Origin of the sequence: Aquabacterium sp. NJ1, assembly GCF_000768065.1 — a bacterium.
Lineage (GTDB): Bacteria > Pseudomonadota > Gammaproteobacteria > Burkholderiales > Burkholderiaceae_C > Aquabacterium.
Window position 1 is genome coordinate 114,166 of sequence record NZ_JRKM01000001.1, and the last position, 13,956, is coordinate 128,121.

The window sequence follows — 13,956 nt, forward strand, 5'->3', positions numbered from 1 at the left end:
GCGAGGCTCGCCAGCCTGCTTTCAATTGAGCCACCTGCAAAACGCGATTCGCACGGGCGTGATTGCCTGCGCAAAGTTCACTCTGGGTCGAACAAGACCATCAACTTGCCGCTGCCAATGGGCATACCAGGCCGACGAAGGCAAGACGGCTTTGGTTTTCTCTGCTGCTGACAGGGGCGTTGGTCCAGGTGCTGAACGGCACATGACGCAGTCATTGTCATCGGCCATGCCGGGCATGGGCTCGTGCATCCCTTCTGACAAGAACAGGCCTTGGGTTTTGGCCAGGTCTTGTGCCTTGGGGGATGGCGACAGGCTGGGAAGGCCATTCAATCCCGACCACAACATGCCGCCGACGAACAGGACGCATGCCGCTGAACCCAAGACCTTGGTGATGCGATGCGCGATGTTCATGATTGCGCCTCTCTGGGCTCTGCCGTGATGGGCCTTGGCTTGCTGCGTCGGCGAATCAACAGGTAAGCAGCCGGGATCACAAACATCGACAGCAGCGGTGCGGTGACCATGCCCCCGACCATGGGCGCCGCGATGCGCTGCATGACCTCCGAGCCTGTGCCCGCACCCCACATGATCGGCAGCAAGCCAGCCAGGATCACAGCTACGGTCATCGCCTTGGGCCGCACGCGCAGCACAGCGCCGTCGCGGATGGCATCGAGCAGGTCATCGACACTGACCTGGCCCTTGTCGATGCGCTCGCCCCAGGCTTGCTTGAGGTACAGCAGCATGATCACGCCGAACTCCGCCGATACCCCCGCCAACGCGATGAAGCCCACAGCCCCCGCTACCGACAGGTTGTAGCCCAGCAGGTAGAGCAGCCAGATGCCGCCGACCAAAGCAAAGGGTAAGGTCGCCATGATCAGCAAGGCCTCGTCAAATGCCCCGAATGTCAGGTACAGCAGCGCGAAGATGATCAGCAGCGTGAAGGGCACCACCACCTTGAGCTTGGCTGTCGCCCGCTCCAGAAACTCGAACTGGCCGGACCAGGACACCGAGTAGCCCGGCGGCAAGGTGACCTTGGCTGCAACAGCCTTTTGCATGTCCTGCACCGCCGAGCGCAAATCCCGCCCTCGGATGTCCACATACACCCAGCCAGACAGGCGGGCGTTCTCGCTGCGCAGCATGGGTGGGCCATCAGTCACGCGGATGTCAGCCACATCGGACAAGACCAGGCGCTGGCCACGTTCGTTGACGATGGGCAAGGTGCGCAGTTTTTCCAGCGAATCACGTGTTTCGCGTGGGTAGCGCAGGTTGATCGGGAAGCGCTGCAAGCCTTCCACCGTCTCGCCAATGTTCTCGCCACCCACCGCCGACGCGATGACCGACTGCACATCGGCGATGTTCATGCCAAAGCGTGCGGCGGCATCGCGGCGGATGTTGACATCCACATAGCGCCCACCCGTCAGGCGCTCGGCCAAGGCGCTGCTGACGCCAGGCACATCTTTGAGTGCACGCTCAATCTCGCCTGTGAGCCGGTCGATGATGGCCAGGTCAGTGCCTGCTACCTTGACGCCCACGGGGCTCTTGATGCCGGTGGCCAGCATGTCGATGCGGTTGCGAATCGGCGGCACCCAGATGTTGGCCAGGCCGGGCACCTTGACGATGCGGTCCAGCTCATCGACCAGCTTGTCTTGCGTCATGCCAGGCCGCCATTGGTCCTTGGGCTTGAACTGGATGGTGGTCTCGAACATCTCCATGGGCGCCGGGTCGGTCGCGGTTTCGGCGCGACCTGCCTTGCCATACACGCTGGCCACCTCGGGCACCGTCTTGATCAAACGGTCGGTCTGCTGAAGCAGCTCGGCTGCCTTGCCTGCGGACAAGCCCGGCAGGGCCGTGGGCATGTAGAGCAGGTCGCCCTCGTCCAGTTTGGGCATGAACTCACCGCCAATATGCTGCAAGGGCCACAAGCTGAGCAACAGCAACACGGTGGCCACCGCCAGTGTGCGCTTGGGGCCTTGCAGGACCGCATTGAGCAGCGGGCGGTAGATGGCAATCAGAAAGCGGTTGAGCGGGTTGCTCTGCTCGCTAGGGATGCGGCCACGGATCAGGTAGCCCATCAGCACGGGGATCAGCGTGACCGACAGGCCCGCTGCCGCCGCCATGGCATAGGTTTTGGTGAAGGCCAGCGGCGAGAACAGCCGCCCCTCCTGTGCCTCCAGCGTGAACACCGGCACGAAGGACAGCGTGATGATCAACAGCGAGAAGAACAGCGCGGGCCCGACCTCGGCCGCCGATTCGCCGATGACCTTCCAGCGCTCGGCACCTTCCAGCGTTTGATCGGGGTGTGCGTGTTCCCAGTGTTCCAGGTGCTTGTGCGCGTTCTCGATCATCACCACGGCTGCGTCCACCATGGCGCCAATAGCAATGGCGATGCCCCCAAGGGACATGATGTTGGCGTTCACCCCTTGGTAATGCATGACGATGAAGGCCGCCAGGATGCCCAGTGGCAACGAGATGATCGCCACCAAAGCCGAGCGCAGGTGGAACAAGAAGATGAAGCACACCACAGCCACGACCGCGAACTCTTCGAGCAGCTTGTGAGAGAGGTTGTTCACCGCGCGTTCGATCAGGCTGGAGCGGTCGTACACCGGCACGATCTCCACGCCTTTGGGCAGGCTGGCTTGCAGCGTCTTGAGCTTGGCCTTCACCGCCGCAATGGTTTCCAGCGCGTTCTTGCCCGAGCGCATCACGATGACGCCACCAGCGGCTTCACCCTCGCCATCCAACTCCCCAATGCCCCGGCGCATCTCCGGCCCGATCTGGATGCGGGCCACATCACCCAGGCGCACCGATACCCCCGCATCCGTCGTCATCAAGGGAACTTGCTTGAAATCGTCCAGCGATTGCAGGTAGCCCGAGGCGCGCACCATGTACTCGGCCTCGCCCAACTCCAGCACCGAGCCACCTGCTTCCTGGTTGGCTTTCTGGATGGCATCGACTACCTTGGTGTGCGGGATGTTGTAAGCCACGAGCCTGTCCGGATCGAGCACCACCTGATACTGGCGCACCATGCCGCCCACCGACGCCACCTCGGCCACATTGGGCACGGTCTTGAGTTCGTATTTAAGGAACCAGTCCTGCAAGGCCCGCAACTGGCCCGCGTCCTGCGTGCCGCCACGGTCCACCAGCGCATATTGGTAGATCCAACCCACGCCGGTGGCATCAGGCCCCAACGAGGCCTTGGCGCTGGCAGGCAGGCGAGACTGCACCTGGTTCAAATACTCAAGCACGCGCGAGCGGGCCCAGTACAGGTCGGTGCCATCCTCGAACAGCACGTAGACATACGAGTCGCCGAAGAAGGAGTAACCCCTCACCGTCTTGGCCCCAGGCACTGACAACATGGTGGTGGTCAGCGGGTAGGTGATCTGGTTCTCGACAATGCGCGGCGCTTGCCCCGGGTAGGTTGTGCGGATGATCACCTGCACATCCGACAGATCGGGCAAGGCATCCAGAGGTGTCCTCATCACCGAGTACACGCCCCACGCGCTGAGCATCAGCGTGGCCAGTAGCACGAGGAAACGGTTGGTGATGGACCAACGGATCAAGCGGGCGATCATGGCTGGCTCCCGGCTTTGCCCATGTCCATGCCCTTGGCTGGGGGCACTGTCTTGGGCTCGGGCGCCATGGGCGACAGGCGCGTCAGCTGGGGCATGCCATCGGCGTCCATGTAGAACTCGAAGTTCACTGGGTCACCCACCTCCAGGTTGCGAGGCAAGCTGCCTTTGAGTGGCACCTTGAAGTCCATGGTCATGGCGCCCCACTTGAGCGAAGCAATCGGGCCATGCGACAGCGTGATGGCATCGCGGCCGATGGCTTCGACCTTGCCTTGCCCCTCATGTCGTGGCGCGGTGTTGTTGACGGCAGGTAGCGAGGCGCCGTTCAAGCGTGCCTCCACGCCCTTGAGGCTGGCCTCCGAATCGATCAGGAACTGCGAGGACACCACCACGCGCTGACCCGCATCCAGGCCGCGCTTGACCTCCGTCTGGCCATTGCTCTCGATGCCCGTCTCGACCTCGACCGGGCGGAACCGCCCCTTGTCCTCGGCCAGCATGACCACCGTGCGCTTGCCGGTCTGGATGACCGCCTCAGTAGGGATCAGCAAGACCTTCTCGGCGCGCATGTCCATGAACTGCATGGTCACGCTCATGCCGGGCACCAGGTGGGCCCCGGGGTTGTTCAACTGCACCCGCGCCTTGAGGGTGCGTGTGCCGGGGTTGACCTCGGGCACCAGGGCTTGCACCGTGCCCTCGAAGGTGGTGCCGGGTACAGCCGGGCTGCGGGCTTGCACCTTGGTGCCTGGGCGCAGTTGTGCGACCTGGCTCTCCGGCACTTCGGCATTGGCCCAGACCGTGGACACCCCGTTGATGCGCAGCAAGGTGGCGCCGGGCATCATGGACATGCCTTCGCGTGCCATCAGTTCGCTGACCACGCCGCTGATGGGGGCGGCCAGGGTGATGCGCGCTTTGGTCTGCCCGGTTCGCTCAACGCTTTTGATCTGCTCATCGCTCATGCCGACTTGGCGCATGCGCTGGCGTGCCCCATCGACCAGGCTGCCCATGTCAGCACCCTGCATGCGGCGAACGGACAAGAACTCTTCTTGTGCGGCCACCCAGTCCGGCACATAGAGATCGGCCAGGGCTTGCCCTTGCTTGACCGCATCCAGCGTGGCGCGCACGTACAGCCGCTCGACATAGCCTGTGGCCCGTGCCTGCACGATGGCCTGGTCGCGTTCGTTGTAGGCGATGTTGCCCACGGCCGAGACCTGTGGCGACAGCACGCCTTCAGTGACCTCTGCGGTGCGCACGCCCAGGTTCTGCTGGATGCGTGGGCTGACGGTGACCTTGCCCTGATCGCCATCGCTGTCGGCGTAGACGGGCACCAGCATCATGTCCATGAAAGGTGACTTGGCGGGCTTGTCGAACTTGTTGCCCGGCACCATGGGGTCGTGGTAGTACAGGACCTTCTTGCCAGTGGCCGGGTCCACGTCGCCGGCCTTGATGCCTGCGCTGATGTGGCGGCGGGTGGCTTCTTCGCCCTCGGCGATGCTTTGCGGCGCAACGTCGGCCGCTGGCTGGGTGGCGGCTTCGGACGCCGAGCCTGGATTGGCTGGGGCCTGCGCGGCGGACGTGGCGGTGTGGGCGCTCAGGCCGCGCTTCATCCCCAGCGCATACAGGCCATAGCCTGCGGCCAGGAGCGTGGCGGCGACCAGCGAAAGGACAGGTGTTTTGATGTTCATGGGTTTCTCCAGGGCCGGACTCAAGGGTGGGGCGCGGGCGTGTCATCGCTGGCGGGGATCAGGTAGGCGAGTTGGGCCCAGGCCTGGGCGGCGTCCATCTCCAGACGCAGCCGTTCCAGTTGCGTGTCGATGACCGCGCGGCGGGCTTCAAGGACGGACGCCAGGGTGCCGGTGCCACCCCGGTAGGCGGCCAGCGCAGCTTCCGTGCGTTGCGCCGCCAGCGGCAGCAGCGATGCGTCATAGCGGGCCAGGCGTTCACGGTGGCTTTGCCAGGTCTGGTGCAGGCCTTCGATCTGCGCGATGTGCTCGCGCGTGGCCTCCTCGCGTTGCGCACGTATCTGGTCGGCGGTGGCCAGTTTGGCGACCAGCTCGCGGTCCTGCCGATTGGCTTGATCCCATTGCAATGGCACGGCGACGTTGAGCGAGACCATGTTGGAATACGCCGGGCCGCGGTGGTTCAGCATCAGTTCCACGCTCCAATCGGCGCGCTTGTTGGCCTGCGCGGCATCGGCGTCCGCCTGGGCCATGTCTTCTTGCCGGGCCATCAGCACGATGTCCGGGTGCTTTTGCACCTCGTTTTCCAGATCGGCGTGGTCGGGCAAGTGCCTCAGGTCCGGCGGCACGGGGGGCAGTGGCACCTGGGCGGCGTCACCGATCCAGCGTGCCAATTGGGTCCTGGCAACGCTCAACTGGCGTCGCACCTGGGCCAGGCGGTCTTCGATCTGCACGGCCATCGTGCGGGCGGCGAACACGTCGGCCTGGGCGCCTTTGCCGCCCCGGTAGGCGGCCTCTGCCGCTTCGACCTGAAGGGGCGCTTCCCGGCCTTGGGCTGCGAGCAGGTCGAGCATGCGCGTCAGGTAAAAGCAGTCCAGCCACGCCGTTGCGGTGTCGCGCTGCAGATTGGCCAGGGCCAGTGCACGGGCGGCCTCGCTGGCCTGGGCTTCGCTCTCGAAGCGCCTTGATCGGGCGAGCCGTTTGTCTTCTCGGGTGAACTCCTGCATGACGCCGACCGACTGCATGGTCATGAAATCGCGGGTCAGGCTGAAACGGTCCGGTCCATCGACGGGCAGGTTGTTCACACCCAGCTTCAGCGTGGGATCGGGCCGCTGGGCCGCTGCGGCGGCCATGGCACGCGCGGACGCGGCGGCACTGGTCTGCGCCCCCAACTGGCGGGAGCGCGTTTCGGCCAGACGGATGGCTTGCTCGAAACCCAGTTGGTTTTGCGCATGGGCTTGGAACGCTAGCGCAGCGATGGCAAGGCACAAGCCCTGGGCGCGCAGCCCGTACCGGGCGGAGATGAAGGAGCGCGAGAGGGCGGCCGGGGCAGGGGCACGGTATGGCCCGATGAGGCGCACAGGGATGGCAAACATGGGATCTCCAGACGAAGCCAACAAGGGCGCTGGTCCAGGCAGTCCACCGTCAGTGATGGATGGCGCGGACGAGCGCGGCTGATGGCGCCAAGCCAGCCCGAAGGGCGGTCAGCGCGGCGTCGCAGGGGAGATCAAATGCGGAAACAGCAGTGCAGGATGGACAACGGCGGGGGCGGCGCTGCCAGCGGCACATGGTCGGGCAACCAGGGCCGCGGGGGGGCCTGGTCGGCTGTCGCCTGGGCAACCGTGTACAGGCTGATCAAGGCGATGGCAGGCAGGGAGGGCACCTGCGTCATGTCGCTTTGGTGGCCCTGGTGGCAATGCTCGGCGCACAGGTTGGGGAAGGCCTTGTCCATGTCCATGGACCCGGCCATCTGCTCGCAGCCCACCATGTCCATGGACATGGCCGTGCTCGTTCTAGGGCAGGCATAAGCGGCGATGCTCATCTGGGCGAGCAGGATCACGCCGACCATGAGCTTGCAGATCCACTGGCGCAGGGAGCGGGTCAAGTTCATGCGCCCAGTCCTTGCGGCCGCGCGCCAGCGTCGGCACTACCGAAAGGTGTGGCCCAGGCCTGACCGCCGCCGCCAAAGGCGGACAATGGGGTGGCAAAGACGTGGGCGGTACGGTTCAGCATGGCATGGGCTCCGTGGCAGTTTAATGGGTTTTGACCCGCGGGTGCGCCACGGCGAATCCGCCGATCCGGTCATTCGGCCGCCGCAGCATCGCTGCCACGGGGGGCTGGGCCCGGCGGCACGCGTTTTCCGGATTGGTCGAACAAGGGCCGAGCGGCCTGATTCTGATTTGGGAAAATAGCCCCCCACCGGCCGAAGTCGTGACGCCAACATGAGTGCTTCTTCAACTGCCCCCGCAGCGGGGCCAAGGAGTGCTCGATGGCATTCGATCTGTCCAATACCCTGTCCGGCCTGTCGGCCTTCGTGATCCTGCTGGATCAGCATCTTTATGGCGGGCTGATTCTCAAAGGTTTGGCTCAAGCCCTGGTCGAAGGCATCAGGGCCTGGCGGCAACCGCGCGCTTGCACTGCGCATCTCAAGCGTCAGGGCGGCGCATGCTCGTGAGGGTCGCACTGCCTCCGGGAAGAAGGGTTGACACGCCTCCAAGCCGCGAGAGCATGAACCATCGCAAGTTCATGAAGGAGCGCAAACATGACGAAAGCCATCATCACCGAGCAGGGCGGGAGCGGCGGGCCGCCCACCCTGCTCGGGCAGGGCCCCGCCCGCATTCCCACAGGCGGCAAGATCCGAGCAGGCATCAAGGTGCTGACCCGCAAGGCGGCGGAGCAACCCCAGGCTCAACGCCTCTACGACGAGGGCGTTGAGGCCGGGCAGTCCTTCGATCAGATCGAGCGCGCCATCGTGGGGGCGCTGCCGCAACTCAAGTCACCACTGATCCCGCGCAACGTGCCCTGGTTCACCGTGCGGGCGCAAGACTTTCCCAATCCCGAGACGCCGAAGCAGATCCTGGAAGCCTATGGCGAGGACCGTGGTGATGGCCATCACCTCTATCGCTTCCCCATTGTCTTTCCATCCGACCAATGGCAAACCGTGATGCCGCACGAACTTGCGGCCTGGGGGGCTCAGGACAAGCGCTACTGGTCGCAGTATTCGGCTGATGGCCGTGTGCGGCACTGCATGTGCCATGCGCCGGTGCCCATGGACAACACGGGGCGGCGCTCCATTCGCATCTTCGGTGGACGCAAGACGGTTCTGCGTGAAGACAACGGCGGCATCTGCGAGCCCGAGTCCTGCGCCGACTACCAGCAGCGGCGCTGCAATCTGACCGGGCGATTCCTGTTCTTCATCCCGGGCATCCGGTCCATCAGCGCGTTCGAGTTGCCCACAAACAGCTTCTACGCCATGAACGCGGCCATCCAGAAGTTCGAAACCATCGGCTTTCTGCGTGGTGGTCGCATCTCCGGTTTTCTGGATCGCCAACGCACGCCGTTTTACCTGACCAAGCGTTTGATGGAGGTTGCCCACATCGACGAGACGGGCCTACCCACACGCGTGCCGCAATGGATCATCGAACTGGAAGCACCTGTGGATGTGACTGCCTTGTTGCGCGACAGGGAGGACGAAGACACGGCCATTGTTCAGGCTCAACTGGCCACCCAGGTCCTGGATGGCGGAGCAACGTGGGCGAGCGCCGGGGCTGATGTGGATGCCGCTGTGGAGACGGTGATCGCCGATGCACCCAAGGACATCCCGGTCCATGACGGGGATCTCACCTTGGAGCACCTCCTGGCGCGTGCCCAAGCCTATGGTGTTGCTGCGGAGCAATATCAGGCCTACGCCGACCGACGATGGGGCCGAGGGTGGCGGCTCAACCCGCATGGTCGCCGCCGTGCCTGGGATGAACTGGACCGCTATCGCAACGACCCGCAGGGCTACCTCGACAAGATCGAGAGCGAACTGCACCGCGTGTCATGAAGGAGAAGCAACATGGTTCGCATCGCGCATTTTTCTGACCTTCATTACGGCCCCAAGAACCAGATCGAGGCCGACCGCTGTTTCGGGGCGGCCATCGACATGGCCATGGCCTCAGGTGTTCAGGCGGCGGTGCTGTCTGGGGATTCAACCGATCACGCCCTGGACTTGCACTCACCCGCTGCCGAACGTCTGGTGGCGCAGGTGCGTCGCCTGGCCGACCATTGCCCGGTGCTGATGCTGCAAGGCACGTACTCTCATGAGCCACCAGGTGCCTTGTCCATCTTCAAATCCTTGGGCGGACGTTACCCTGTCCATGTGGCCGACCAGATCGGACAAGTGGCGCTCATGCCGAGCGGCCGCTGGCAGGTTTCTGCAAGCTGGCGTTTCGATGTCTTGCCAGATGGACTCATGGCCCTGTTCAGTTGCGTGCCCACGGTCAACAAGGCTGCTGTGGCGGCCACGGTGGGGGCGGGGGCTGCTGCCGAGGCAGTGAGCGAGCACTTGTCAACCTTGCTGGCCGGGTTTGCCTTCAGTCACCGACGAGCCCAGGCCTTGGCTGTGCCGTCCATCGGCGTGTCGCATGGCACCGTCTTTGGTTGCATGAGCGAGCACGGTGTGCCCATGGCCGGGTTTGATCACGAGTTCACCACGGGCGCATTGTTCTCTGCTGAGGCCCAGGCATTCATGCTGGGGCACATACACCGACATCAGACATGGGACTGTGAGGGGCGGCACGGGCAGCAGCGCATCGCCTATGCGGGCTCCATCGGACGCTTCCACTATGGGGAGGATGGCGAAAAAGGCTGGCTGCTGTGGGAGGTGGATGCCTCGTCAGCGGTCTGCACTCTGCAGCCGACACCGGCTCGGCGGACGGTGGACATCGTGTTTGATGGCAAGCCTGACCTCGACACTTTGCGGGATGCAGTTGCTCAGAAAGATGTTGCGGGGGCGTTCGTGCGTGTCCGGTGGACGGTGGCAGACGAAGATCGCCACGCGGTCAATCACGAGGCCATTCAGCAGGCGCTGGGGACGGCTGCCGAGGTCAAGCTGGAGGGGCGCATCGTGCCGGTGGTGCGCACCAGGGCTGCCGGCATTTCGCAGTTGTCCAGCCTGGAGCAGAAGGTGACGGCGTGGGCGCAGGTAACCGGTGTGATGGTCGCGCCGATGTTGGCTTGTCTGGCGGACCTGACGGGCGAACAGCCCAGCGTGATTGCGGATCGGGTGCTGAGCACCATGAGCAGTGAGCCATGCACGGACCAGTGCAAAGAGGCGGCGTGCGCAGCAGGCTGATTGCATGTCTGGCTCATGCCGATGACGCTAGATGCCGGACCAAAGACATGTGTTGATGTTTGATCCATGCACCCCAAATCTGGCCAGAAGCGCAGCTTTTGACGGGGGCTCACTTGGCGTGCATGAAGGTCTTGACTGCGGATATCAGCAGTATCACCCCCAGGCCAAAGGTCAGTGCTCCAGTTGGCACCAGGCCTAGCATGAGGCCGCCCGTCGCTGCACCAAGGATTGAGCCCATCGACATCCAACGCAGAAGTGATCCTTCTGCTCGCAGCACTTTGAACGAATCGGACTGTCGGTAGCGTGCAAAGCCCACCACCATGGTTGGCAGGCTCACGCACAAAGACAGGCTCCCGGCCAGTTTGACGTCCAAGCCATAGAGCAGCACGATGGTGGGAATCAACAGTTCCCCGCCTGCCACACCGAGCAGCGCAGCCACGATGCCAATGAGCAAACCTGCTGCCACACCGGCAGCAAATTGAGTTGCCGTGTTCGCAAACAAGGCACCGTCCGCGTGCAATCCCCAGGTGCTTTCGACCAGCATCAACATGGCCAGGCCAGCCAGCAGGATCATGATGATTCGATCAAGCCACGCCCGAGACATGGTGATGGCATGGCCAGCAGCCCACCAAGCGCCGATCAAAGAGCCTGTCAGCAAGTTGATGACGACGCCTTGGTGGTCAACCAGCGAGTCGAGCGATATCGACTTGAGCCTGAACAGCAAGGCCACGCTCACAACCACCAAGCTCATGGCCTTGTTGAGGATCACGGCTTCCAAGGTGCCGAGTTTGAACAAACCGACAAGCACGGGTAGCCGAAACTCCGCGCCTCCAAGTCCGATCAGGCCACCAAGGCAACCAATCAGGGAGCCGACTGTGAGACTTTGAATTTTCCTGTTGATCTGAGGCATGCCGTTTTCGTTCACGTGGGACGTATTCGCAGATTGTTTGGTTCTCGACAAATTGTCGTCGAACCGCGCTATTGCCATGATTGAAGCATGTGCTGTGCCGGGCCTATTGATTTGCGAAGATGCTCGCCCGCATTGGGGTTGACGCCGCGCAGTTCCGTCGGAAACTGGTTTCAGCAATCCGCTGGAGCAAACCATGCAACCACTCAAACTCACCCTCAAGGGCTTTCGGGGCATCCGTGATGGCCTGGGGCAGGACGTGTTGACGCTGGACTTCGAGCGCTTGGCCGATGGTGCTGAACTCGTCGCCATTGCCGGTGCCAACGGGCGGGGCAAGACCACGTTGATGGACAACATGCACCCCTATCTGACGATGCCATCACGTGCGGCCCTGAGCGGTCCCGGCGGCTTTTCCTACTACGACCATGTCTGCCTGCCGGAAAACGAGAAGGATCTGACTTGGTCACATGAAGGCCGGTGCTATCGATCCCAAGTGGTGATCCGGCTCAATGGACGCCGAAAGACCGAGGCCTATTTGCATGCGCTCACTGATGCGGGCCAGTGGCGCCCCGTCTGTCTCGACGATGGTCTGGTGTCCGACGGCAAGGTCGAGACCTACACCCGCTGTGTGGAGGCTATTTGTGGCAGCGCTGATACCTTCTTCACCTCGGCGTTCTCGGCCCAAGGCAAGCGCCAGCTCAGCACCTACCGCAATGCCGAGATCAAGAGCTTGCTGTCCGACTTGCTCGGCCAGGAGGAAATCCGTGCCCTGGGACAAAAGGCCAATGACACTGCCAAACTGATCAAGGCCGGGCTGTCGGCCATCAGGCAGGAGTTGGCCGGGTTGGATGCGGAGCAGGTTCGTCTGGACGTCGGGCTGCATCGCTTGCAAGGTGCATCTGACCGCGTTGCGCAGGCCTTGCTTGAGCGACAACAAGCGCAGCAGGCGCTGGATGGACATCGGGTTTGCCATGCCCGCTTGCAGGCTCAACGGGATCAGTCCCAGAGCACCGAGGCGCGACGTGCGCAGTTGCTTGAGGAGCGCAAGGCGCTGATCGCTGCAGGCACGCAAGCCATTGAGGGGCTCAAAGCTCAGGAGCAGGATGCCTTGCAGGGCCTGGAGCGCTTGGCGCAACGCATCACCAGTCGGCGAGCGCAAGCGCAGTCTAGGCAGAGCGCGCTCATGCAATCACGTCGCCAGTGCCTGAACGTGCTCGAAGAAGCTGGTGCGGTCCAGCGTGCGGCACATCGCTTGCCTCTGGCCGAACTGGTGCTGAGTGCCAGGCAACAGGGAATCGTTGTGTGCCGACAGCAGGTGCAGGCGATGAGGGATGCGCAGGCCACGGAACGGCTGCTGGTGCAGAAGCTCGCCAGCATAGAGTTGGAGGCGGGCAGGGCGGCTTTGAAGGCCCAGGAGTTGGCGCACCGATTTGGCCTGGTCGGTGAGGTGCCTTGTGCGGGCACCGATCTGCAAGGGCAATGCAAGCTGCTGGGGGATGCGCATGAAGCCCAGACCCTGATGCCCAGCGCGCAAGGCCAGATCAGCCGCCTGGCGCAGGACAAGGCCCTGGCAGAACAGGAACTGTTCCAGATCCGCCATCGGTGCGAAGAGCTGGCCCAGGCGCCTCAAGCGCTGGCGCGGGCCGAACGCTTGGCCGACATGGCTCGAACACGGGTGTCCCGCTGGTCGCTGCTGGCGACCAGGGCGGGCCAGATCACCCAAGCCCGCGCCGCCTTGCAGGCCATTGAGCTTGAACTGTCCTCATTGGCGGCAGAGCTTGGCCGGGCCGAAGGCAACGAGACGACCGAAGAGCAAGCCGAGCGCCAACAGATCGAGACCACACGCCAGCGCATCGCGCAGGCCCTGGTGCAACAGGCGCAGCATTTCCGGGAGGCGCTCAATCGCCTGGACGCGGTGCTTCACGGTTTGCCAGCGCCCTTTGACCATCAGATGCTGGCCGCCGCCGCCCAGGCTGAGGCCCAAGCGCGCCTGGCCTTGTCCACCGCAGAACAAGCCCACCTGGCCGCCGAGCGCAATGCCCAGTCCAGGATTGAATTGACGGCTCAGGCGCGGGCCCTGGCTGATCGGCGTGTGCAGGTGCAGTCCGGCATGGCCCGAGCGGAGGACAGCTTGGGAAGTTGGAACCTGTTTGCCCGGTGCATGAGCAACGATGGCCTGATCGCCCTGGCCATTGACGATGCAGGACCGGCTCTGTCTGGCTTGGCCAATGACTTGCTGCTGGCCTGTTATGGCCCTCGCTTCACCGTGTCCATCCTCACGCTGGTGGAGACAGGCAAGGGCGAGCAACGCGAGGGCTTTGACATCGTCGTGCACGACGGCGAGTTGGGGGACAGCAAGAGCCTGGGTCTGATGAGCGGAGGGGAGCGCGTGTGGGTCAACGAGTGCCTGACGCGGGCGGTGGCGCTGTACCTGGCACAGCACGCAGGCAGGCGCTACGACGCCTTGTTTTCTGACGAAGCTGATGGGGCGCTGGACCCGGAGCGTAAACGCATGTTCATGGCCATGAAGCGCCAGGTGCTGCGTGTGGGCGGCTACCAGCGGGAGTTTTTTGTGTCGCAAACGCCGGAGTTGACCGCCATGGCTGACGCCGTGATCGACCTGGATGCGATGTGCGATCACGGGCTGACAGAGGATGGCCCAAAAAAGTGGGCGTCGGCCTGATGGCGCGA

General features: G+C 63.7%; 11 protein-coding genes. 4 read left to right on the forward strand and 7 right to left on the reverse strand.

The genetic code is table 11. The annotated features are described in order from the left end of the window. Positions 1 to 21: 21 nt before the first annotated feature. The 6 genes from JY96_RS00580 to JY96_RS24100 all read right to left on the reverse strand — a co-directional run bounded on the left by JY96_RS00580 (position 22) and on the right by JY96_RS24100 (position 7,255). Positions 22 to 411 carry a hypothetical protein gene (locus tag JY96_RS00580; protein ID WP_035034049.1) on the reverse strand — a complete coding sequence of 130 codons (390 nt, stop codon included), beginning with the start codon at positions 409 to 411 and terminating at the stop codon, positions 22 to 24. Beyond that, on the reverse strand, positions 408 to 3,569 hold the full coding sequence (locus tag JY96_RS00585) for an efflux RND transporter permease subunit (protein ID WP_035034053.1): 3,162 nt from the start codon (positions 3,567 to 3,569) through the stop codon (positions 408 to 410). Before JY96_RS00585 ends, JY96_RS00580 begins: the two co-directional genes overlap by 4 nt. Then, positions 3,566 to 5,248, reverse strand: coding sequence for an efflux RND transporter periplasmic adaptor subunit (locus tag JY96_RS00590; RefSeq protein WP_035034056.1), 1,683 nt, complete (start codon positions 5,246 to 5,248; stop codon positions 3,566 to 3,568). The genes JY96_RS00585 and JY96_RS00590 overlap by 4 nt, the downstream gene beginning before the upstream one ends. A gap of 20 nt (positions 5,249 to 5,268) precedes the next feature. After that, positions 5,269 to 6,618 carry a TolC family protein gene (locus JY96_RS00595; RefSeq protein ID WP_081960928.1) on the reverse strand — a complete coding sequence of 450 codons (1,350 nt, stop codon included), beginning with the start codon at positions 6,616 to 6,618 and terminating at the stop codon, positions 5,269 to 5,271. A gap of 131 nt (positions 6,619 to 6,749) precedes the next feature. Beyond that, on the reverse strand, positions 6,750 to 7,133 hold the full coding sequence (locus tag JY96_RS00600; RefSeq protein WP_152606319.1) for a hypothetical protein: 384 nt from the start codon (positions 7,131 to 7,133) through the stop codon (positions 6,750 to 6,752). Further along, positions 7,130 to 7,255: a hypothetical protein gene (locus JY96_RS24100; protein WP_255352643.1), complete on the reverse strand. Its 126-nt coding sequence runs from the start codon at positions 7,253 to 7,255 to the stop codon at positions 7,130 to 7,132. Before JY96_RS24100 ends, JY96_RS00600 begins: the two co-directional genes overlap by 4 nt. Positions 7,256 to 7,511: 256 nt before the next feature. On the opposite strand from JY96_RS24100, the gene JY96_RS00605 reads away from it, so the two are divergent. From JY96_RS00605 to JY96_RS00615, 3 genes are all read left to right on the forward strand, one after another. Next, positions 7,512 to 7,697 carry a hypothetical protein gene (locus tag JY96_RS00605; RefSeq protein ID WP_035034062.1) on the forward strand — a complete coding sequence of 62 codons (186 nt, stop codon included), beginning with the start codon at positions 7,512 to 7,514 and terminating at the stop codon, positions 7,695 to 7,697. A gap of 87 nt (positions 7,698 to 7,784) precedes the next feature. Further along, a complete protein-coding gene (locus JY96_RS00610) occupies positions 7,785 to 9,068 on the forward strand; it encodes a hypothetical protein (protein ID WP_035034065.1) in 1,284 nt (427 codons plus the stop codon). 12 nt (positions 9,069 to 9,080) lie between these two features. Continuing rightward, positions 9,081 to 10,358, forward strand: coding sequence for a DNA repair exonuclease (locus tag JY96_RS00615; protein ID WP_035034068.1), 1,278 nt, complete (start codon positions 9,081 to 9,083; stop codon positions 10,356 to 10,358). Positions 10,359 to 10,467: 109 nt separating this feature from the next. Here JY96_RS00615 and JY96_RS00620 read toward each other — a convergent pair whose 3' ends face one another. Continuing rightward, positions 10,468 to 11,283: a sulfite exporter TauE/SafE family protein gene (locus tag JY96_RS00620; RefSeq protein WP_200883415.1), complete on the reverse strand. Its 816-nt coding sequence runs from the start codon at positions 11,281 to 11,283 to the stop codon at positions 10,468 to 10,470. A gap of 178 nt (positions 11,284 to 11,461) precedes the next feature. On the opposite strand from JY96_RS00620, the gene JY96_RS00625 reads away from it, so the two are divergent. Continuing rightward, positions 11,462 to 13,948: an AAA family ATPase gene (locus JY96_RS00625; protein ID WP_052161997.1), complete on the forward strand. Its 2,487-nt coding sequence runs from the start codon at positions 11,462 to 11,464 to the stop codon at positions 13,946 to 13,948. The last annotated feature ends 8 nt before the right edge of the window (positions 13,949 to 13,956 follow it).

Excerpts from the sequence above, each read along its gene's own strand:
- JY96_RS00605 (WP_035034062.1), top strand. The coding sequence starts at position 7,512 with ATGGCATTCGATCTGTCCAATACCCTGTCCGGCCTGTCGGCCTTCGTG.
- JY96_RS00580 (WP_035034049.1), bottom strand. The coding sequence starts at position 411 with ATGAACATCGCGCATCGCATCACCAAGGTCTTGGGTTCAGCGGCATGC.
- JY96_RS00610 (WP_035034065.1), top strand. The coding sequence starts at position 7,785 with ATGACGAAAGCCATCATCACCGAGCAGGGCGGGAGCGGCGGGCCGCCC.
- JY96_RS00590 (WP_035034056.1), bottom strand. The coding sequence starts at position 5,248 with ATGAACATCAAAACACCTGTCCTTTCGCTGGTCGCCGCCACGCTCCTG.
- JY96_RS00595 (WP_081960928.1), bottom strand. The coding sequence starts at position 6,618 with ATGTTTGCCATCCCTGTGCGCCTCATCGGGCCATACCGTGCCCCTGCC.
- JY96_RS24100 (WP_255352643.1), bottom strand. The coding sequence starts at position 7,255 with ATGCTGAACCGTACCGCCCACGTCTTTGCCACCCCATTGTCCGCCTTT.
- JY96_RS00600 (WP_152606319.1), bottom strand. The coding sequence starts at position 7,133 with ATGAACTTGACCCGCTCCCTGCGCCAGTGGATCTGCAAGCTCATGGTC.
- JY96_RS00585 (WP_035034053.1), bottom strand. The coding sequence starts at position 3,569 with ATGATCGCCCGCTTGATCCGTTGGTCCATCACCAACCGTTTCCTCGTG.
- JY96_RS00625 (WP_052161997.1), top strand. The coding sequence starts at position 11,462 with ATGCAACCACTCAAACTCACCCTCAAGGGCTTTCGGGGCATCCGTGAT.
- JY96_RS00615 (WP_035034068.1), top strand. The coding sequence starts at position 9,081 with ATGGTTCGCATCGCGCATTTTTCTGACCTTCATTACGGCCCCAAGAAC.